This is a genomic window from Pseudomonas sp. IC_126 (assembly GCF_004331835.1).
In the GTDB taxonomy this organism is placed as follows: domain Bacteria; phylum Pseudomonadota; class Gammaproteobacteria; order Pseudomonadales; family Pseudomonadaceae; genus Stutzerimonas.
On sequence record NZ_SJSS01000003.1, the window covers coordinates 244,807 to 265,058 of the forward strand.

The window sequence follows — 20,252 nt, forward strand, 5'->3', positions numbered from 1 at the left end:
AGGCCTTTTCAACTAAGCGATACCAGCCAGTCAACTCACAACCGCAGCGCCACCGCCGTGGCGCTATGGATGGCGCCGTCGATATAGCCCAGTTCGCCGCAGTCGCCGATCCGCTGCACGTTGAGGCCAGCAGCTTCCAGGCTGGTGGCGAGGGTGTCGTCGGGTTCGGCGCCGATGGCCAGGACCACCGAATCGGCCGGCAGTTGCTGGCGTTCGCCGTTGGCGTCGCGGTAGTCGATGTCGTTATCGCGAATACGCTCGACGCTGATGCCGGTCAGAAGCGGCACCTCGTGGCTGCGCAGGTTGTCCAGTACCCGCCAGCGCCGAACGATGGCGAGTTCTCTGCCCAGATTGCTGCCCGGTTCCAGTACGGCGACCTGGCGACCGCGCTCGATGAGGAATTCGGCCAGTTCCAGGCCGACCAGACCGCCACCGACAATGACGACGCGTTTGCCCAGCGGCATCCACAGGCGCGACAGCGTCTGGATGGCCTCGGTGCTATTGGTGGCGCCGGTCAGGCTGCCGGCTTTCATCAGTGTGCGCTGGGTGAGCGACAGCTTCTGTTTGGCGATTTCCTCGGCGCGGTCGCCTGTCATCAGCCGGCGCAGCTCGTCGCCGCTCCAGACGTGTTTGAGGTCGGCGCCGGGAATCGCCGGCGCAGCGCGGCGGGCGCCGCTGGCCACCAGCACTTCGTCCACCTCTAGAGATCTCAACAGTTCAGGCGTCGCAGTGGTGCCGAGACGGATATCGATCGGCAGGGCGCGGACCTGGTGCACCAGGTTGTCCAGCAGCCGGCCGTTTTCGTGATAGGCGAGGGCGGCGAAGAACAGCGTGCCGCCAAGGCGTTCGCTGCGCTCGACTAGGGTGACCTTGTGCCCGCGCAGGCTGGCGATGCGTGCCGCTTCCAGACCTGCCGGGCCGCCGCCGACCACGGCAATGTGGCGCGGCCGCTCGGCCGGCATGATGACCGCCTCGTGCTCGTGTCCGGTAAAGGCGTTGACCGCGCACTTGACCCGCTGGTTGATAAAGATCTGGCTGACGCAGGTGTAGCAATAGATGCACGGCCGGATGCTGTCGGGGTCGCCGGCGGCGAGCTTGTTGGGCAGCTCCGGGTCGGCCAGGAGCTTACGTGCCATGGCGATGAAATCGCATTTGCCCTCGGCGATGGCGCGGTCGGCGACGTCCGGTTCCAGGCGGCCTACGGCGATCACCGGAATCCCCACGGCTTCACGCACGTCGGCTGCCCAATCGAGATAGCCGGCCGGTTTGTGCAGCAGCGGCGCGTCGGTGAACGCGGTGCCGGTGGTGACCCGCGCATAGGCCGAAACGGACACCGCATCGGCGCCAGCAAGTTCGGCCATTTGCGCCACTTGGCGGGTTTCCTCCAGGGTGATACCGCCGGGTGTGTGCAGCTCGTAGGCATCCAGCCGCAGCCAGACACCGAAGGTATCGCCGACCCGTCGACGGGTCTCGGCCAGCACCTCGCGCAGCAGGCGCGAGCGATTCTCCAGGTTGCCGCCATATTCGTCGTCGCGCTGGTTGTGATAGGGCGAGAGGAAGCCGGCGATGATGTAATTGTGCGCGGCGTGAATTTCCACACCGTCGAAGCCGGCCTGCTGGGCGCGTACCGCTGCGGCGGCGAACCATTCGACCATCTGCGCGATGTCTTCGCGGTCCATCACGCGGATGCGCGGGCCGGAGCCGATGCCCCGCGATGAGCTGACGAAATTGGCTATTTCCTCCGGGGTCAGCGCGTCCATGATGTCGCTCTTGACCGGTGTCGGCATGGACGGCACCCAGAGTTCGCGGCCTTCGGCCATGTCACGCACCGACACCTTGCCGGCGTGCTGCAACTGCATGGCGATTTTCGCACCGTGCTTGTGGACCCGTTCGGCCAGTTGCGCGAGGCCGGGGATGAAGTCGTCACGCGAAACGCCGACCTGCCAGGGTTCGGCGGTGCCGGCCGGGTAGGCCACGGCACACACACCCATGATCAGAAGTCCCGCGCCACCAGCGGCACGGGCCTCGTAATAGGCCTGGATGCGCTCGCCGCAGTGGCCGGTTTGCTCGGCGAAGTTCGAGCCCATCGGTGCCATGACGATGCGGTTGCGCAACTCGAGGTTGCCCAGCCTGCCGGGGGAGAGCAGGTGCGAATAGCTGGTCATTGTGAATGTCCTTCTGCGTGGCGGCGGTTCAGTCTTCCTGAAGGAATTCGAGGCACTGGCGGTTGAACAGCTCCGGGTGCTCGACCTGAACCCAATGGCCGCAGCGGTTGAGCAGCGTGAAGCGTGCGTTGCGCGCGTGCTCGAGCAGCTTGAACACACCGCTCGACGGGTTGAACACATCGTCGCTGCCCCAGAAGCCGAAGATCGGGCAGTTCAGCTCACCGAGGCGCTCGGTCATGTTCGGCACCAGCATGGTGGAGAACAGGTTGGCCGGTTGGCTGGGTGCTACCGCCGCGCGTTCGGCGAGGATGGCTTCGGTCAGATTGGACGGATCGAATACCTGCAGCTGCATCACGTGGCGCATCTGTTCGATGCCCATTGGACCGGCGGCAAAGGTTTCCACCATGCGCTGGATGCCCTTCATCTTGAAATAGGTCTCGCGTTCCTCGACGCCGCCTGGCGCCAGCAGGATCAGCTTCTCGACCCGCTCCGGGTGGGCGAGCGCGGTGCCCAGGGCAATAGCGCCGCCTAGAGAATTACCCAGCAGGGTGCAGCGGTCGATACCGAGCGAATCGAGCAGCGCGTGCAGGTGGGTGATGAAGAAGTCGAGATGGTACTCGGCATCCGCCGGCTTGTCGGAACGACCGAAGCCGGGCAGGTCGACGATGATGTTGCGGTAGCCGGCCTGCTCGAAGACCGGGTAGTTGCCCTTGAAGTTGCTATAGCCGCTGGCGCCGGGACCGCTGCCGTGCAGCCAGACCACGATCGGTCCTTCACCGATATCCAGATAGTGCAGGGTCAGGCCGGTTTTCAGGGTGACGTACTTGCCGGTGGGCAGCGGCAGGTCATGGCTTTGCTCGGTCATTGAGTAGTCCTCGTCTCAGGCGGTAACGGCTTCGGCTTTGGCCTTGGGGTCAGGGGAGGCGTCGAGGGTCTGGCGCCGGTAGCGGGGTACCGCCAGGGACAGGCAGATCACTGGAACCAGCAGAAGTGCAATGGTGCTGGCCATGGCGTAACGCAGGGCTTCGTCGCCGATGGCGGCGCGGAAAAGGTCGCTCAGCACCCCGACCACCAGCGGGCCGAGCCCGACGCCGACGAGGGTGACGCCCATCAGGAACAGCGCGGTGGCCTGGGCCACCTTGGCCGGAGGGAACAGGCCGCTCATGGCGCCGAAACAAGGCACCGTCCACCAGGTGGCAAAGAAGGCGAAGCCTATATAGAAGAAGAAAGCAGTCGGTACGCTGTTGCCCGCGATGGTGAGGGCGACGCCGTCGGGCCAGAAGAAAAACAACAGGCCGAAGGGCACACTGATGAGCGTGCCAAGCGCCGCCACGCCGACCTGCCAGCCGGCATCGCGCGCCGTCAAACGGTCGGTGACGATCCCGCAGGCAAGCGTACCGAGGGCTGCGGCTGAACCACCGACGATGCCGATCAGAAAGCCGGCTTCCTGAATGCCTAAGCCGTGGGAGCGGATCAAAAAGCTTGGGTTCCAGGTGCCGATGGCATTGCCAGCGACAGCGGCCAGGCTACCCGCGATCAGAATCAGCCGATAAGACGACAGGGCGAGCATGCCCTGCACGGTTTTCAGAAATGACTCCTGGCGAATCTGCGTCGACACCGGTGCGGGGCGCGGCGCTTTCACCGTGAAGGCCAGCAACAGGCCGATCAGGATGCCCGGCGCGCCGATGATGATGAACGCCGCGCGCCAGCCGTAGTGCTCGGCTACCCAGCCGCCAGCACCGAGGCCCAGCGCCAGGCCGAGCGGCGGCCCCATCATGAAGATCGACAGCGCCCGCGAGCGCAGCCGCGCCGGGTAGAGATCGGCCACCATCGCCACCGAAGGCGCCGAGCCGCCGGCCTCGCCGACCGCCACCAAAATGCGGAACGCCAGCAGCATGGCAAAGCTGGTGGCCACGCCGCAAAGCATGGTCATCAGGCTCCAGGCAATGCACGACAGCGCCACTACAGGCTTGCGTCCGATGCGGTCGGCGAGGCGCCCCATGGGCAGGCCGAACACGGTATAGAACAGCGCGAAGGCAACGCCGGTTAGCAGGCCGATGAGGGTGTCGGACACGCCGAACTCAAGCTTGATCGGCTCGATGAGGATCGACACGAGATAGCGGTCGATGTAGTTGCAGACGTAGATAAGGGCCAGCACGCATAGGGCGTAGTGGCTATGCCAGGTGACTCTCGGGGAGCTGCTCACGATAGGCGTTCCTGTCTTGTTCTTGTCATTGTTGCCGGGATCATCGGCGGGGTAGTCGGCGCGCCACATCGTCCATTCAGACCAGTGCCGAACTCGTCTCCCGGCCCTGCGAGTCGGCTGCCGGCCTTTAGTCTCAACGGACGATGTTTCGCTTGCTGGTGGCATGAATCATCCGCTCCAACGCAACTGGCTCGTCAGGCCCGAAAGCCGACGACCCATACAGGAGGAGCAGGCATGAGACTCGAAGGCAGAATTGCATTTGTGACCGGCGCCGGGCAGGGAATGGGGCGGGCCATCGTCCGGCACTTTGCCGAGCAGGGCGCCACTGTGTACGCGGCGGACATCAACGTCGAGGCACTGGAAGAAACCGTTGCCGGGTTGGGCGAGCGAGGCCGTGTACAGCGCTGCGACGTGACCGACGAAGCTTCGGTGAACGCAGCGTTCGAGCGCGTCGTCAGCGAGTCGGGTCGCCTGGACATTCTGGTCAACAACGCCGGCATCGGTTCCCACGACGCCTTTCTCGACACACCGTTGGAGCACTGGAACCGGGTGATCGGGGTGAACCTGACCGGCGCTTTCCTCTGCACCCGCGAAGCGGCCCGGCTGATGAGCCAGGCCGGCGCTGGTGCCATCGTCAACCTGGCCAGTACCGCCGCCATGACGGGCGAGGGGCCCAGCCATTACTGCGCCAGCAAGGCTGGAATCATGGGGCTGACCCGCAGCACCGCCCGTGAGCTGGCCGCCAATGGCATCCGCATCAACACCCTGGTTCCCGGCCCGACCGACACGCCGATGATGGCCGGCATTCCCGCCGAATGGATGGAGGCGATGGTCAAGGCCATTCCTCTGGCTCGCCTCTGCCTGCCGGAGGAAATCGCCCGGGTCGCGGCCTTCCTTGCCAGCGACGACGCCAGCTTCATCACCGGACAGAACGTCGCCGTCAACGGCGGCATGGCCTTCCTTTGAGGACACGTACATGACATCTCGCATGACAGGAAAGATCGCATTCATCACAGGCGGCGGCTCCGGCATCGGCGCGGCCACGGCTCGCCGCCTGGCCGAGGAGGGCGCCACGGTGATCGTCTGTGGCCGCCGCGAAGCGCCCCTGGCTGAAGTGGTCGAAAGCATCCGCAAGAACGGCGGACGCGCCGAATTCAAGGTGGCTGACGTCAGTGACGAGCAGGCCTTCGTCGGCGCCATCGAGGCGGTGGCGGCCGAGCATGGGCGCCTCGACGTGATGGTCAACAACGCCATGGCCTTTACCTGGGGCGCGGTGGACAGCATGTCTACCGAGGACTGGCGCGCCAACTTCGCCACCACCGTGGACGGCACCTTTTGGGGCACCCGCACCGCCATGCGCCTGATGAAGGACAGCGGCGGCGGTTCCATCGTCAACATCGCCTCCATTTGCGGCTTGTTCGGTACCGCCTGGATGTCCGGCTATTCGGCGGCCAAGGCCGCGGTGATCAACTTCAGCCGCGCGGTGGCCTCCGAAGGCGCAGCGGTCGGGGTGCGCTGCAACGTGGTGGTGCCCGGCGTGGTGGCGACGCCCTCGACGGCCGGAATGCTCTCTGACGACCAGACGCGCATCAACACCGAAAAGCTGATCCCCATGCGCCGCGTTGCCCGGCCCGAAGAGCTGGCCAACGCCGTGCTGTTCCTCGCTTCTGACGAGTCCTCCTATATCACCGGCGCCAGCCTGCCTGTCGATGGCGGGCGCAGTTCGGATCTCTACACGGTGCTGGAGTGATTTTCGGCCCCGCCGTGCAACCGAACCGACAGCAAGGTGAAACCATGGACCAGCAGGCACTTGTGCAACGCATCGACCGGCTCGAGTCGATCGAAGCCATCCGGCAACTGGCGGGCAGGTACTCCCTGTCCCTGGATATGCGTGACCTCGACGCCCACGTCAATCTGTTCGCTCCGGACATCCGCGTCGGTCGTGAGCGGGTCGGCCGGGCGCACCTCAAAGCCTGGGTGGACGACACCCTGCGCCACCAGTTCAGCGGGACTTCGCACCACCTGGGCCAGCACATCATCGAGTTCGCCGATGCCGACCATGCAACCGGCGTGGTGTATTCCAAGAACGAGCATGAGGCCGGCGCCGAGTGGGTGATCATGCAGATGCTCTATTGGGACGACTATGAGCGCATCGACGGGCAGTGGTACTTCCGCCGTCGGCTGCCCTGCTACTGGTACGCCACCGACCTGAACAAGCCACCGATTGGCGACATGAAGATGCGCTGGCCGGGACGCGAGCCCTACCACGGCACCTTTCACGACCTGTTTCCTTCCTGGAAAGCGTTCTGGGCAGAGATGCCAGGCAAGGCGGAGCTGCCAGAAGTGGCTGCTCCGGCTCCGCTGGAAGGCTTCCTGCGGCAGATGCGCGGCGACACGCCGGCGCCGCGCATCCGGGTCCGCTGAGGAGGCATGCCATGAATACGCTTTTCGCACCCGTACGCTTCGGTGATCTGGAGTTGGCCAACCGCATCGTCATGGCGCCGATGACTCGCAGCCGAGCCGGCAGCGACCATGTGCCCACCGCCGTCATGGTGGACTACTACGCCCAGCGCGCCAGCGCCGGGCTGATCGTCGCCGAGGGCACATCGCCTTCGACCGACGGCATTGGTTACTGCCGCACACCGGGCATCTACAACGACGAACAGATCCAGGCCTGGCGCCAGGTGACCGAAGCGGTACATGCGCGCGGTGGGCGGATCGTCCTGCAATTGATGCACTGCGGCCGTGTCGCTGCTCGGGCCAACAAGCCGGCCGGTAGCCGCAGTGTTGCGCCCTCGTCAGTGGCGGCTAACGCCAAACTGTTTACCGACACTGAAGGCATGGCTGATACCGACCTGCCGCATGCGCTCACGCTGAACGAGATCGCCGAGGTGATTGGCGACTATCGCCAGGCGGCGCTCAATGCCCGCGCCGCCGGCTTCGACGGGGTCGAGCTGCATGGCACCAGCGGCTATCTGCCGATGCAGTTCATCGCCACCAACAGCAATCAGCGCGAGGACCGCTACGGCGGGCCTCTGGAAAACCGCATCCGCTTCACTTTGGAAGTTCTGGAGGCCATGGCCGGTGCCATCGGAGCCGGGCGCGTCGGCCTGCGCCTGTGTCCGGGCAATCCCTACAACGATGTCGACGATCCCGAACCCCAGGCCACCCTCGACGCGCTGCTGACTGGTATCGACGGCCTGGGTTTGGCCTACCTGCACATCATGCGTTCACCGGTGCCGGGCCTGGATGCCTTCGCCATCGCCCGCCAGGGCTTTAGCGGCGCGCTGATCGTCAATGACGGCTTCGATGGCGACAGCGCCGCACGCCAGCTGGAGGCAGGCGCGGCGGATGCGGTGTCGTTCGCCCGACATTACATCGCCAACCCGGATCTGGTGGAGCGCCTTCGCGAGGGTCAGGCATTGGCCCGCTTCGACCGTCACACCCTTTATTCACCCGGACCCGCTGGCTACAGCGACTACCCGAGCCGGGCCCTGGAATCTGTCCTGGAGTAAGCATGAGCACGACCGGCATGGCATACGCACAAGAACAACAAAACCTGCAATCGGACGTGGTCCCGCGCGAGCAGACCCAGCAGATGCTGGATCGGCGTTCGGCCGCCGCTGGGGCGATCAAGCCGGCGGATCTTTACACCCTGGCCGACCGTCTGGAGGCGCAGGCTGCACGCTTCGCCACGCGAGATTTCCTGATCTATCAGGGCCGTCGATACAGCTACGCCGAGGTCGATGCGCGGGCCAACGCCTTCGCCCATGCGCTACGCCAGCAGGGCTTGTCGCGCGGCGATGTCTGCGCGCTGGCGATGGAGAACCGCCCCGAGTTTTTCTTCGCCTGGTTCGGCATGGCCAAGCTCGGCGTGGTGGCCGCGCTGATCAATCACAACGCCACCGGCGCGCCGCTGTTGCATGCGCTGCAGACCACCGCTGCCAAGGCCGTGGTGGTCGGCGAGGAATGCCTGCAGCCTTTCGCCGATACGCCGGACGCCGCGCGCTACCCCTTGCTGCTGGTGCGCGACGAGGAAAAGCCGGCCGCCGCCGAGCTGCTGCGCCTGGCCAATGCTGGCTTCGACGATGCCGTGGCGCAGGCCTCGGAGCAGCAGGTCGATCCGGCCTTGCGTGCCGGTATCCGCGCCGAAGAAACCATGCTGCTGATCTTCACTTCCGGCACCACCGGGCTGCCCAAGGCGGCCCGCTACAGCCACATGCGCTGGATGTCTTCGGGCGACGTGATGGAAGTCACCCTGGGTGTCGAGCCAGCAGACGTCTTCTACTGTTGCCTACCGCTCTATCACGGCGCGGCGGCCACCTCGGTGACATCCACCGCGCTCAAATCTGGCGCCTCCATTGTGTTGCGGCGCAAGTTCAGCGCCAGTGGCTTCTGGCAAGACGTACGTGCGCACGGCGTCACCGTATTCCAGTACATCGGCGAGATCTGCCGCTATTTGCTCAACCGCCCGGTGCAGGCCGATGATCGTCAGCACAGCTTGCGTTGCATGCTCGGCGCCGGGCTGTCGCCCGAGACGTGGCAGCGCTGGGTGGAACGCTTCGGCGAGGTTCCCATTTTCGAGGGCTGGGGCTCCACCGAGGCCAACTGCGCCATCATCAACCTCGATAACCGCGCAGGTTCCTGCGGCCGGGTGCCGTTCTGGGACAAAACCAACGTGCGGCTGATCCGCTACGACAACGAGACCGGTACTCACCCGCGTGACGAGCGCGGATTCTGCATTACTTGTCAGCCGGGAGAAGTGGGCGAGGCGGTCGCGTTCATCGTCAACCACCCGGAAATCGGCGGTGGGCGTTTCGAGGGTTACACCTGTGCAAAGGCCACCGAGAGCAAGATCCTGCGAGGGGTCTTCCAGGACGGCGACGCCTGGTGGAGTTCGGGCGACCTGTTGCGCTGCGACGAGCACGGCTACTGCTACTTCGTCGATCGCATCGGCGACACCTTTCGCTGGAAGAGCGAGAACGTGTCGACCCAGGAAGTCGCCGATGCCATTGGTGACTTCCCGGGGCTGGAGCTGATCAACGTCTATGGCGTGAAGGTGCCCGGCCACGAAGGCCGCGCCGGGATGGCATCGGTCCTCATGCAGCCGGGACGGGCGTTTGACCCGAAGGCGTTCTTCGAGCTCACCGTCACCCGCTTGCCGCGCTACGCCGCGCCGGTGTTCGTGCGGGTCTGCGCCAGTGCCGACATGACCAGTACCTTCAAGTTGCGCAAAATTGACCTGCAGCGCCAGGGCTATGACCCGCGCCAGTTTGAAGACCCACTGTACATACGCGACGAAGCCAGCGGCAGCTACCAGCCTTACAGCGTCGAGCTGCTAGCCGCCAACGATCTCGTGCCTTTCGTCAGTGAGCGCAGCTCATGAGCGCGCCATCGCTGGAACACGAGCTGCGCTTTCCCTGGGCGGAACCGCCGGCGCCGGGCGAGGTGCAGGAAGTTGCCGAGGGCGTGCTCTGGCTGCGCATGCCGCTGCCGTTCGGCCTGGATCACATCAACCTCTACCTGCTGCGCCACGGCGATGGCTGGGTTGTGGTGGACACGGGACTGGGCATCCCGCGCAGCCGGGAAGTCTGGGAGCGTGTATTCGTCGAGGTGATGGGCGGCTTGCCGGTGCTGTCGGTGATCTGCACGCATTGTCATTTCGATCACACAGGGCTGGCGGCCTGGCTGACCGAGCGGTTCCGCTGCCCGTTGTACATGACCCGCGGTGAGTTCCAGGCGATGCACGTCTCGCCTGAGGGCAGCGAGCCGGGCTGGGAATTTCACGACTTCTATCACCGCGCGGGCCTGAACGATGAAGAGATCGCCGGGCTGATGCCGACCATTGAGAGCTTGCGCTTCGATGCAGGGCATCCACGCAGCTACCGCCGCCTGCGTGAAGGGACGCTGCTGAAAATTGGCACGCGCCACTGGCGAGTCGTAATCGGCGCCGGCCATTCGCCCGAGCATGCCTGCCTTTTGAGCGAGGACGACCAGCTGCTGATCTCCGGCGATCAGGTGCTGCCGCGCATCACTTCCAGCGTGCTGGTCGGGGCGGGCGAACCCTGTGCCAATCCCCTGGGCGACTGGCTCGACTCGATCCACCGGCTGCGCGCGGTGCCCGATGAGGTGCTGGTGCTGCCGGCCCATGAGCGGCCGTTCTTCGGTCTGCACCGGCGCCTGTATCAGCTGCAGCAGCACCACGAGCGGCATCTGGCCGAACTGGTGGAGCGCATCGAAGGCGCCATGACGGCAGCCGAGCTACGGCCGCTGTTATTCCCCCGCATCAAGGGCGCATTCGATCTGCTGATGTCGCTGGGCGAGACCCTGGCGCACATCCATTACCTGGTCGAGAAGGGAACGCTGACGCGCGAGCAGGCGGACGGGACCTGGCGGTTTCGCCGGACCGACGCGAGCTCCCTGGGGTTAGACCTGCCGGAAGACATTCACATCTGAGCAGGGCGGACATTTGTAGGAAAGCACCTAACGGTCTGTGACCAAAAATCGGGAGATCCAACAATGAAAAACAATAAGAAGACCTGTCCTGACAATCAGCGGTGCGAATTCCGGCTCGCGGGATTGGCGGTGGCCGTCTGTCTGGCTTCGCAGGCGCCCGCGGCGCTGGCTGGCGACACGGTGTATTTCGACAATGGCGTGACGATGGACTGGAGCCTGACCACCAGCTACGGGATCGGCATGCGGACCGAGAGTGCCGATGACGATCTGCTGGGAGACATCAATGCCGACGATGGCAACCGCAACTTCGATCGCGGCAGTCTGGTGACCCATCGGGTCAGTGCGCTGGGCGAGATGATCTTGCGCAAAGACAATTACGGTGCCGTGGTGCGCGCCAACGCTTTCTACGACGACGCCTATCAAGGCACGAATGACCACGACGCGCCGGCCCGGGCAAATAAATTCGGCGACCATGACGAGTTCACTAGCGGCACCGAATACTACAGCGGTGCGCGCGCGCGTTTTCTCGATGCCTATGTATTCGGCGGCTGGCGCTTCGACAACGGCCAGAGCCTGGACGTGAACGCGGGCCGTCACGTGGTCGCCTGGGGCGAGAGTCTGTTTTACCCCGGCGTATCCGGCGCCCAGTCTCCGGCGGACGCGGTCAAGGGCTCGCTGCCGGGCGTGGAGGTCAAGGAGATCATCCTGCCGGTGGGGCAGGTCTCGGCGCTGTGGAACATCAACCCCAACTTCAGCTTGGGCGGTTACGTGCAGTACGAATGGAAGGGCACCGAATTGCCGCCGGTGGGTAGTTACCTGTCCACGTCCGACATCATCGGGCCAGGACGCGACTTCATGAATGTGGGAATCCCGCTGGGCGGCGGAAACGTGTTCAACCAGCGGGTGCTCTATGCTGGCGCCGATGAGCCTCGTGACAGCGGCCAGTGGGGTGTGCAGGTGCGCTACCGGCCGAACTTCGATTGGGAGCTTTCCGCCTTCCACATTCGTTACCACGACAAGAGTCCGGCTGGCTTGACCACCTATAACGGCATGGTGGAAGTTGCGCCGGGCCTGGTGTTACCGCTGCCGACCGAATACCGCATCAATTACTACGAAGACATCAAGCTCACCGGCCTAAGCTTCTCCACCCGCCTGGGCGACACTCAGGTCAGTGGTGAGTGGAGCTATCGCGACGGCGCGCCGGTCAACGTCCTCAGCCCGCAAGGCGCCCCTCAGCACACCCGAGGCAGCGGTCAGCAGATGCAGTTGTCGTTCATCCACATCTTGGGTGACCGTCCTTGGGCCAACCAGACGACTCTGACCGGGGAAGTCGTTCATGTGCGGGCCGATAGCGTGCGGGACCACCGGCAGAGCGGAAGCGACGACTTCACCTACCGGACCGCCACCGCCTGGCAAAGCAAGACCGCGTCGGCATACCAACTCGGCGTAGAGCTGAGCTACCCAGGTGTCGCCAATGGTTGGGACATGATCGTACCGGTTCGCTTCTCTCACGTGGTCGAGGGCGCAACACCGTTGCAAGGCGCCATCCAGGGCGCGAAGGGCGACATGCGGCTGACCTTTGGCACCACGTTCCGCCGACTTGGCAACTTCGAGGTCGCCGTGAACTACAACACCTTCCTCGGTGAACCCGATCCGATCCGCCGCAAGCTGGCCGACCGTGATTACGTCACCCTGGCGGCGAAATATTCGTTCTGATCAAGTCTGTGTTAGAGCAAGCCCCGGAAAACTACCGGGGCTTGCTCGTTTCTGGGGAAGACGTTTGCCAATGACCGATGGATGCGTCGGTTCGCTTTGAACTCAAGGCTCAATGTCGGACGCGCTCAGCGTGATGCGTTGCAGGTACAGATCACCGACTGCGAGAGCGTTGCAGTTACTGCTGGCACAGGTTTGCGGTGGCTGTATGGCAGAGTCACGCGCGGTCTCCCAAGGCATGTTGGGTGATGCAAGCCAAATGACGATGCCGGCAATGGCGATGAAACGAAGAGAGTCGAGCATGGGGCGGCCTGCTATTGGCTAAGTGGGCGGCGCTGGATCAGTTCTTCGTGTCCATCGCGCTTTGTATGACGTACGCCCGGATGGCCTCGATGCCTGCCTCATCGAGGCTGCTGGAGAACGACGGCATGCCACGTGTTTCGAGCAGCCCATCGAGCGGCGGTCGACGGAATGCGTCGGCGCTCTGCAGATAGGGCGAGCGACGCAAATCAGGCACGCCGGCGCCCGCCACTGCGGCGGCGCCGTGGCAGACCATGCAATAACGCGTATACAGCTGTGCCCCGTGTTGCAGGGTGGAAGCATCTGCCGTCAGCTTCGGCAGCGGCGGCCTTGGCGGGCGGGAACTAGGTTCGGGCATGGGCGCCTTGCCGCCGAGCTTCCAGACAAAGACGCCACCATGGGCCGGCATGCCCTGGCGCGGCAGGAGTGCGCTGGCCGATAGGTGCATCGAACTGCCAAAACCGGCTGCGGCGGCGATGTACTGCACGCCGTCGAGGCTGTAGCTGATCGGGCCGCCCAGAATGTCCAGCCATGTATCGCTCTGCCAAAGACGCTTGCCGGTTTCGGCGTCATAGGCGTGCAAGCCGCCTCCACCTTGACCTTGAAACACCAATTGGCCGGCCGTGGCCAACACGCCGCCGTTCCACAGGCCGGGATGTTCGCTGCGCCAGACCTCACGCTGTCTGGCTGGGTCCCATGCCAGCAGATGCCCGGTCATGGCTTCGCGCGCCTGCGCCAGGCTCTTCGCATCGGTGGGCAACGGGTGGTCCTGTATTCCGGTGTTCCAGCGTCCCGGCTCAACGCGAAACGGCTGCGCTTTCATCATGAATGCCTGGCTTTGCTGCGCGGGGATATAGACCAGGCCTGTCAGCGGGCTCCAGGCCATCGGCTGCCAGTTGTGTCCGCCGATCTGGGAGGGCATCACCAGCGCTGGTTGCCCGGCGGGATAGCGGGCGCCAGGCATTTCCACCGGGCGCCCGGTGGCCATATCCACATGGCTGGCCCAACTGGTGGGGACGTAGTTGGTCGCACTGAGCAGCTCACCCGTCTCGCGGTCGAGCACATAGAAGAAGCCATTCTTCGGCGCTTGCATCAGCACCTTGCGCATACGCCCGTCGAGCTTGAGCTCGGTGAGGATCAACTGTTGCGTGGCGGTGTAGTCCCAGCTGTCGCCGGGCGTGGTCTGGTAGTGCCAGACGTACTCGCCGGTCTTCGCGCGTACCGCGACGATAGAGGAGAGGAACAGGTTGTCGCCGCCGCCAGGGCTGCGCAGGTCGCGATCATGCGGGGAGCCGTTGCCGACCCCGAAATAGAGCAGGTCCAGCTGCGGATCATAGGCCATCGAGTCCCATACCGTTCCGCCGCCGCCCAGCGCCCACCATTCGCCGCTCCAGGTGGGTTCGGCCAAGGCCTTGAGCGGGTTGTCGGAAATCTGCCCGTCGGGTCCATCGGCGGGATTGCCGGGCACCGTGTAGAAGCGCCAGCGCAACGCGCCGCTGGCCGCATCGTAGGCCGACAGGTAGCCGCGCACGCCATACTCGGCGCCGCCGTTGCCGATCATGACCAGATCGCCAATCACCCGAGGTGCGCCGGTAATGGTGTAGGGGCGCTCCGGATTGGTGGTCTGTTCCGACCAGAGCAGGGCCCCGGTTTTGGCGTCGAGTGCCTGAAGGCGACCGTCGATCGTGCCGACGAATACGCGACCGTCCTCCACGGCTACCCCGCGATTGACCACGTCGCAGCAAGCCACTGCGGCCTTGCTCGCTGGCACCTGAGGGTCATGCTGCCAGCGCAGCGCGCCGCTTCTGGCATCCATGGCGTACACCACGCCCCAAGGGCCACTGACGTAAAGCGTGCCGTCGACCATGAGCGGCGTCGCCTGCACGCCGCGCGGGCGGTCGAAGCGAAACTGCCAGGCCAGACCCAGCGTGCCGATGTTGGCGCGGTCGATCTGCGCCAGCGGCGAGTAGCGGGTTTCACCGGCGTCGCGGCCGTGCTGCGGCCAGTCATGGTCGGGCAACGCGGCGCCGAAACCTGCCGGTAGATAAAGCGCCAAGGCGAACGGCAGCAGATGGCGAAACAGGCGGGTTTGCATGGCCCTTCCTTATTGTTGTTTTCAGGAGCTCTGATGATCGTTCCGCTCGGTGTTGGCGGCTTCGTCCATATGGCGTACGGCGTGCCGGCCCACGTCCCAGGCGTTTCCCATAGGCCTTATGGACGATGCCGGCAGCCTCCCTGCGCTGGCACTTTGGGCTCGAACAACAACAACCGAGCGGCCGGGGACCACCGGCCAAAGCTCACCGAGCGTTCGAGACGAGGTAGCGAAGCATGGGACTCAAAGGACAGGCGGCTATCGTCGGCGCCGCGCAGTACAAGCCCGAGAAGTACGCCACGGCACCGCGCATGTTCCATCTGGAGCAGGTGGCGGATCTGGCCGCGCGCGCCCTGGCCGATGCCGGTCTGAAAGCCGAGGATCTCGACGGGCTGGTCATCAACGGCCCGCATTTTCATGAAGCCTCGGTATTCGTGCCGGCGATGGCAGCCGAATACTTGGGCTTGGCAGTGAATTTCGCCGAGGTGGTGGACCTGGGCGGCTGCACCGGTATGGGTATGGTCTGGCGTGCGGCGGCGGCGATCGAGCTGGGGCTCTGTCAGGCAGTGCTCTGCGTGTTGCCGGCGCGGATGGCCCCGATGGGGCCGGACGAGGACCCCAGCGCGATGATGCGCGCCATGCGCTTCGGCGGCCACAGCACGAACTACGGCGCGCCCGAGGCGGAATTCGACCTGCCCTACGGACACATGGGGCAGAACACCGGCTACGCGATGATTGCCCAGCGCTACGCGGCGCGCTACGGCTACGACCCGGTGGCCATGGCGAAGATCGCCGTGGATCAGCGCACCAATGCCCAGGCCAATCCAGAGGCAATCTTCTGTGGTCAGCCGCTGACCATCGAGGACGTGCTCAACAGCCGTATGGTGGCAGACCCGCTGCGAATTCTGGAAATCGTCATGCCGGTGGCCGGCGGCGCGGCGGTGATCGTCGCCTCGAAAGAAGTGATGGCGCGTGCGCGCAACCGTGGCGCGGTGGTGACCGGCGTCGGCGAGCGACTGGGTTACAAATCGCCGAGCTACTCGCCGGACATGACCGAGACGCCAGTCGGCCCGGCCGCCCGCAGCGCCTTTGCCATGGCCGGGCTGAAGCCTGCCGACATGCATGCCGCGCAGATCTACGACTGCTACACCATCACCGTGCTGCTCAGTCTGGAAGATGCCGGTTTCTGCGCCAAGGGCGAGGGCATGCGCTTCATCCGCGAGAACGACCTGACCTGGCGCGGCAGCTTTCCGATGAATACCCATGGCGGCCAGCTCAGCTTCGGCCAATCCGGCGCGGCGGGCGGCATGTCCCAAGTGATCGAGGCGTTCCACCAGATAGCCGGACGTGCCGGCGACCGCCAGCTGAAAACCTGCGACAACGTGTTCGTGACCGGCACCGGCGGTGTCATGAGCGAGCAGGGCGCATTGATTCTCCAGGGAGCCTGACCATGACGAACAAACCCATGCCGGTGATGACCGACATTTCCGCCCCGTTCTGGAACGCGCTGAAGGAGGGTCGGATCCAGTTGCAGCAGTGCAACGCCTGTCAGGCCTGGACCTTCTACCCGCGCCGGCACTGCTCCAGCTGCCTGGCCCACGACCTGTCATGGAAGGAGGTCAGCGGTCGCGGCACGCTCTACACCTTCACTGTCGCGCGCATTCCGACCTTGCCGGAGTTCGCCGGTCCCGATGCGCAGATTCTCGCGGTGGTGGAGCTTGAGCAGGGCGTGCGCATCAACACCACGCTGGTTGGCTTGCAACCGGAGGCGATCGAGATCGGCATGCCGGTCAAACCGGTGCGCGCTCGGGTGAAGGACGATGGCACCGTGCTGCTGCGCTACACCGGCGCGCAGGTCGAGCTGGATGACATCGACGAGGTGGTTCGTGCACCGGAACCGCCGAAAACCGAGAACCTGGCGCCTCGCCGAAAGATCGACGTAGCCGACGAAGCGGCGCTCAAGACGCTGGTGTCTGATCAATTCACTGCCTGGAGCAATCAGGTGCTGGTGGATCAGACGCTGATCGATGCCTTCGCTGCACTGTCAGGCGATGATTACTGGATACACACCGACCCCGAGCGGGCGCGCAAGGAAGGCCCCTTCGGCGGCACCATCGCCCACGGCGCGCTGGTGCAAGTGATCATGTCGCGCATGCAGGTGCCGCTGGACTTCGAGATCACCGGGTTCACCAACATGGTCAATTACGGCTCCGACCGCCTGCGCTTTCCCTCACCGGTCCCGGCTGGCTCGCTGGTTCATTCGCGTTGCCGGGTCAAGGCGGCGGAACGCAACAAGCGCGGCACCCAGCTGACCCTGGAATTCAACGTGCACGTGGTGGGGCAGGAGCGCCCGGCGGTGATTAACGATTTGGTCATCCTTTATATGTAGCGTGTGGGCTGTGCTCCTTTGGGCCGTCTCATGAATTGGCATGGGACGGTGTTTTTTTGGTCTTCGCATTTCCTTATAGAGCTGTCTGATAGCTTGGTTTCGCCCTGCTGGGCGAGTCACTTTTTCCAAACGCCGAAAAAGTAACCAAAAAAGCTTGCCCCTGCATCCGGCCCTGCGCTTCGCTCCGGGTTCGTTACTCGCTTCGCTCGCCCTTCGGGCCAGCCTTCGGGCCAGCCTTCGGCTGTTACTACGCTGCGCTCCGTTTCACTCCATCACCGCTCCGAGGGTCGCCGTACAAGGGCCATCCATGGCCCTTTACGGCTCTCGCCGCATCCCTGCGGCTCGCCCCTCTGCGCAACGATTCCGCTCACCCTCCTGAAGGGGCGTTTCATGTGGCCTGGCAGTCCGTGCAAAAAAAACAAGCCAAAGCCAGCCTAAACGAGCTGGCAGTACCACCGAAACTTGCCAGCCCTGCTGCGGGATTATCAGGCAACCGGCGCCGCTTCACATGCCAGTTCGTAGTCCTCCAGATTCGGGCAGGCCATGGCTTGCTCGAACGCCGCGTAATCCCAGGGCCAGGTGGAGGGCACGCCCTCGGCGTCCAGATACCAGCTGGTGCAGCCGGAGCCGAACACGGTGGTTTTGGCCTTTTCCAGTCGGCGCTGTTCGTAGGCGTGCATGGCTTCGTGGCGCACGCTGATCTCGCGGCAGCGGCCGCTTTTCAGCAGGTCGAGCAATTGGCTGATGTACGCCCATTCCATCTCGGCGATCTCGATCAGCGAGAAGTTGCCCACCGGTCCGGTCGGGCCGTTGAGCATGAACAGGTTGGGGAATTCCGGAATGGCGATGGACAGGTAGGCGCTTGGCCGCTTCGCCCAGACCTCGTCCAGACTCACCCCGCCACGGCCGATGACCTGCGTGGGGCGCATGAACAGATGGGCGTTGAAGCCGGTGGCCAGCGCCAGCACGTCGAGCTCGTGCAGCTTGCCATCACGGGTGCGCACGCCGGTCGGTTCGATGAGCTCGATACCGTCGTTGACCAGATCGGCGTTGGGCTGCTGGATCGCCTGGTAGTAGTCGGGGGAAAAGATCAGGCGCTTGCAGGCAGCGCGGTAGGTGGGGCGCAGCTTCTCGCGCAGCACGGGGTCGACGATGCTTTGCTCCAGATGCGTGGCGCAGACCGCCTCGATCTGTGCCGCCTCGGGGGACGCGGCATCCGCCACGGCGGTGGTGAAGTGGCGCACCTTGGCCATGTAGGTCGGATCGTTTTTAAGGTCATGCAGCAGCTGCGGATCGCTGAGAAATTCCGCCCGCTGCGCCTCGGTGAAGAGATCGTTGGTCACCGGCATGACCCACTGGGCGGTGCGCTGGAAGTGCTTGACCTGCGCCCGCTTCACCAGCGCCGCGACCAGCTGGGTGCCGGTCGAGCCGTTGCCGATGATGCCGATGCGCTTGCCGTCCAGCGGCACGCTGTGGTCCCAGCGAGCACTGTGAAAGCATGCGCCCTCGAACGTTTCCAGCCCGGGGAGGCTGGGGTAGCTCGGGTGATGCAGCACACCGGTCGCGGCAATCAGCACGTCGGCCTGGTCGTGTTGGCCGGTGCGGGTTTGCAGATACCACTGGCCGTCCCGGTACTCGCAGTGGACGATTTCCTCGTTGAAGCGGATCGCTTCGCGGATGCGGTAGTCGGCCACTACCTGGCGGAAATAGGCCTGGATTTCCGCGCCGGGTGGCAGTTGTCGGGTCCACTCCGGGTTCGGCGCGAAGCTGTAGGTGTAATTGTGCGAGGGGGTGTCGCAGGTCAGGCCGGGGTAGGTGTTTTCCCGCCAGGTGCCACCTACGTCGTCACCTTTCTCGTAGACGGTGAGGTCGCGGTAGCCTGCTTCGCGCAGCTTGATCGCCGCGAGGATGCCGGCCATGCCTGCGCCGATGACCACGACGCGCAGATTCCTATCGCTGTTCATTGTGCTGTTCTCCGAAAATGGCGTGCGACTTCAGGATTCGCCCAGCAGCGGGGCCGGCTCGCGCCGCGCAAGGATGGCGTCGGTGCGTAGACGCAGGGCGTCATCGATGGCTTCCGGCTGCGGCAGCAGCCAGTACTGGCCGTCGCGGATGCCAGCGAATACGCGTTCGGCGAAGGTCGCCGCGTCAAGGCCGTTGGCTGTCAGCAGTTCGCGCATGGCGCCGACGAATTGCTGTGTCGCCGGATGAATCTCGCTGCCTCCAAAGGGATCGTCGAATATCGCGCTGCGCACCGGCCCTGGCGCCAGCAGCGATACCTCGACCGGTGCGCCGAGCAGCCTCAGTTCACCGTGCAGGGACTCGGTCAGCGCCACCACGGCGAACTTGGTCGCCGAGTAGGGCGCCATCAGCGGGCTTGGCAAAAAGCCGCCGACCGAGGCGGTATTGACGATCCGTGCCGGGCGGCCCGCCTCCAGCAGGCGCGGCACGAAGCTGCGGATGCCGTTGAGCACGCCGCCCAGATTGACGGCCAGGTCCCGCTGCCAGCGTTCAGGCGGGATCTCCCAGCTGAAGCCGGTGCTCATCACGCCGGCGTTGTTGAACAGCAGATCGACCTCACCGAAGTGTTGCCAGGCCGCTTGCGCCAATGCCTCCACGGCAGCCGGATCGGTGACGTCGGTCGGCACTGCCAAGACCTCGGTATCCAGGCTTGCGGCGAGCGATTGCAAGTGATCGGCATCGATATCCGCCGCGACGATACGCATGCCGAGCGTGGCGGCATGGCGAGCCAGCCCCAGACCGATACCGCTGGCCGCACCGGTGATGACTACGGTGCCGCCTTCGAGGCGTAGTGGGTTTTTATTCATTGTTCTTGTTCTCCTGGGCGCTGTGTCCGGATAGGACAGGACGATCATCCGCAGGGGCGCAGGGCAGGAGCATCGTTGAAATCGACTAAACGTTGGGGCCGGC

At 64.7% G+C, this 20,252-nt stretch carries 16 protein-coding genes; 9 read left to right on the forward strand and 7 right to left on the reverse strand.

From position 1 onward, the window contains the following. Positions 1–35 precede the first annotated feature (35 nt). The 3 genes from E0D86_RS12060 to E0D86_RS12070 are packed head-to-tail and all read right to left on the reverse strand — an operon-like array spanning position 36 to position 4,371. A complete protein-coding gene (locus E0D86_RS12060) occupies positions 36–2,165 on the reverse strand; it encodes an FAD-dependent oxidoreductase (RefSeq protein ID WP_131650277.1) in 2,130 nt (709 codons plus the stop codon). A 28-nt stretch (positions 2,166–2,193) separates the two neighbouring features. Beyond that, positions 2,194–3,030: an alpha/beta fold hydrolase gene (locus tag E0D86_RS12065; protein WP_131650278.1), complete on the reverse strand. Its 837-nt coding sequence runs from the start codon at positions 3,028–3,030 to the stop codon at positions 2,194–2,196. A 15-nt stretch (positions 3,031–3,045) separates the two neighbouring features. Then, entirely contained in the window at positions 3,046–4,371 is a 1,326-nt protein-coding gene (locus tag E0D86_RS12070; protein ID WP_177493046.1) for an MFS transporter, read from the reverse strand. Between the two features lie 234 nt (positions 4,372–4,605). Here E0D86_RS12070 and E0D86_RS12075 point away from each other — a divergent pair, with 234 nt between their 5' ends. From E0D86_RS12075 to E0D86_RS12105, 7 genes are all read left to right on the forward strand, one after another. Then, positions 4,606–5,337 carry an SDR family NAD(P)-dependent oxidoreductase gene (locus E0D86_RS12075; protein WP_131650280.1) on the forward strand — a complete coding sequence of 244 codons (732 nt, stop codon included), beginning with the start codon at positions 4,606–4,608 and terminating at the stop codon, positions 5,335–5,337. Positions 5,338–5,347: 10 nt separating this feature from the next. Beyond that, on the forward strand, positions 5,348–6,121 hold the full coding sequence (locus tag E0D86_RS12080) for an SDR family NAD(P)-dependent oxidoreductase (RefSeq protein WP_131650281.1): 774 nt from the start codon (positions 5,348–5,350) through the stop codon (positions 6,119–6,121). Between the two features lie 44 nt (positions 6,122–6,165). Further along, positions 6,166–6,795, forward strand: coding sequence for a nuclear transport factor 2 family protein (locus E0D86_RS12085; protein WP_131650282.1), 630 nt, complete (start codon positions 6,166–6,168; stop codon positions 6,793–6,795). Between the two features lie 11 nt (positions 6,796–6,806). Further along, complete coding sequence (locus E0D86_RS12090; RefSeq protein WP_131650283.1) at positions 6,807–7,886, forward strand: alkene reductase; 1,080 nt, start codon at positions 6,807–6,809, stop codon at positions 7,884–7,886. A 2-nt stretch (positions 7,887–7,888) separates the two neighbouring features. Continuing rightward, positions 7,889–9,757 (forward strand): long-chain-acyl-CoA synthetase, encoded by a 1,869-nt coding sequence (locus E0D86_RS12095; protein ID WP_177493047.1) that lies wholly within the window; start codon positions 7,889–7,891, stop codon positions 9,755–9,757. Beyond that, on the forward strand, positions 9,754–10,827 hold the full coding sequence (locus E0D86_RS12100) for an MBL fold metallo-hydrolase (RefSeq protein ID WP_131650284.1): 1,074 nt from the start codon (positions 9,754–9,756) through the stop codon (positions 10,825–10,827). Before E0D86_RS12095 ends, E0D86_RS12100 begins: the two co-directional genes overlap by 4 nt. A gap of 63 nt (positions 10,828–10,890) precedes the next feature. After that, positions 10,891–12,543: a DUF1302 domain-containing protein gene (locus E0D86_RS12105; RefSeq protein WP_131650285.1), complete on the forward strand. Its 1,653-nt coding sequence runs from the start codon at positions 10,891–10,893 to the stop codon at positions 12,541–12,543. 102 nt (positions 12,544–12,645) lie between these two features. On the opposite strand, the gene E0D86_RS12110 is transcribed toward E0D86_RS12105, so the two are convergent. Further along, positions 12,646–12,843: a hypothetical protein gene (locus E0D86_RS12110; RefSeq protein ID WP_131650286.1), complete on the reverse strand. Its 198-nt coding sequence runs from the start codon at positions 12,841–12,843 to the stop codon at positions 12,646–12,648. 37 nt (positions 12,844–12,880) lie between these two features. Beyond that, positions 12,881–14,935, reverse strand: coding sequence for a PQQ-dependent dehydrogenase, methanol/ethanol family (locus E0D86_RS12115; RefSeq protein WP_131650287.1), 2,055 nt, complete (start codon positions 14,933–14,935; stop codon positions 12,881–12,883). 233 nt (positions 14,936–15,168) lie between these two features. Between E0D86_RS12115 and E0D86_RS12120 the strand changes: the two genes are divergently transcribed. Both E0D86_RS12120 and E0D86_RS12125 read left to right on the forward strand, forming a co-directional pair. Then, complete coding sequence (locus E0D86_RS12120) at positions 15,169–16,380, forward strand: thiolase family protein (protein WP_131650288.1); 1,212 nt, start codon at positions 15,169–15,171, stop codon at positions 16,378–16,380. A 2-nt stretch (positions 16,381–16,382) separates the two neighbouring features. Then, positions 16,383–17,321 (forward strand): OB-fold domain-containing protein, encoded by a 939-nt coding sequence (locus E0D86_RS12125; protein WP_131650289.1) that lies wholly within the window; start codon positions 16,383–16,385, stop codon positions 17,319–17,321. A gap of 485 nt (positions 17,322–17,806) precedes the next feature. Here E0D86_RS12125 and E0D86_RS12135 read toward each other — a convergent pair whose 3' ends face one another. After that, positions 17,807–19,285 carry an NAD(P)/FAD-dependent oxidoreductase gene (locus E0D86_RS12135; RefSeq protein WP_131650290.1) on the reverse strand — a complete coding sequence of 493 codons (1,479 nt, stop codon included), beginning with the start codon at positions 19,283–19,285 and terminating at the stop codon, positions 17,807–17,809. A 30-nt stretch (positions 19,286–19,315) separates the two neighbouring features. Continuing rightward, positions 19,316–20,149: an SDR family NAD(P)-dependent oxidoreductase gene (locus E0D86_RS12140; protein WP_131650291.1), complete on the reverse strand. Its 834-nt coding sequence runs from the start codon at positions 20,147–20,149 to the stop codon at positions 19,316–19,318. Positions 20,150–20,252: the final 103 nt, after the last annotated feature.

Coding starts and splice junctions, on each gene's coding strand:
- E0D86_RS12060 (WP_131650277.1), bottom strand. CDS start 2,165: ATGACCAGCTATTCGCACCTGCTCTCCCCCGGCAGGCTGGGCAACCTC.
- E0D86_RS12065 (WP_131650278.1), bottom strand. CDS start 3,030: ATGACCGAGCAAAGCCATGACCTGCCGCTGCCCACCGGCAAGTACGTC.
- E0D86_RS12075 (WP_131650280.1), top strand. CDS start 4,606: ATGAGACTCGAAGGCAGAATTGCATTTGTGACCGGCGCCGGGCAGGGA.
- E0D86_RS12080 (WP_131650281.1), top strand. CDS start 5,348: ATGACATCTCGCATGACAGGAAAGATCGCATTCATCACAGGCGGCGGC.
- E0D86_RS12085 (WP_131650282.1), top strand. CDS start 6,166: ATGGACCAGCAGGCACTTGTGCAACGCATCGACCGGCTCGAGTCGATC.
- E0D86_RS12090 (WP_131650283.1), top strand. CDS start 6,807: ATGAATACGCTTTTCGCACCCGTACGCTTCGGTGATCTGGAGTTGGCC.
- E0D86_RS12095 (WP_177493047.1), top strand. CDS start 7,889: ATGAGCACGACCGGCATGGCATACGCACAAGAACAACAAAACCTGCAA.
- E0D86_RS12100 (WP_131650284.1), top strand. CDS start 9,754: ATGAGCGCGCCATCGCTGGAACACGAGCTGCGCTTTCCCTGGGCGGAA.
- E0D86_RS12105 (WP_131650285.1), top strand. CDS start 10,891: ATGAAAAACAATAAGAAGACCTGTCCTGACAATCAGCGGTGCGAATTC.
- E0D86_RS12110 (WP_131650286.1), bottom strand. CDS start 12,843: ATGCTCGACTCTCTTCGTTTCATCGCCATTGCCGGCATCGTCATTTGG.
- E0D86_RS12115 (WP_131650287.1), bottom strand. CDS start 14,935: ATGCAAACCCGCCTGTTTCGCCATCTGCTGCCGTTCGCCTTGGCGCTT.
- E0D86_RS12120 (WP_131650288.1), top strand. CDS start 15,169: ATGGGACTCAAAGGACAGGCGGCTATCGTCGGCGCCGCGCAGTACAAG.
- E0D86_RS12125 (WP_131650289.1), top strand. CDS start 16,383: ATGACGAACAAACCCATGCCGGTGATGACCGACATTTCCGCCCCGTTC.
- E0D86_RS12135 (WP_131650290.1), bottom strand. CDS start 19,285: ATGAACAGCGATAGGAATCTGCGCGTCGTGGTCATCGGCGCAGGCATG.
- E0D86_RS12140 (WP_131650291.1), bottom strand. CDS start 20,149: ATGAATAAAAACCCACTACGCCTCGAAGGCGGCACCGTAGTCATCACC.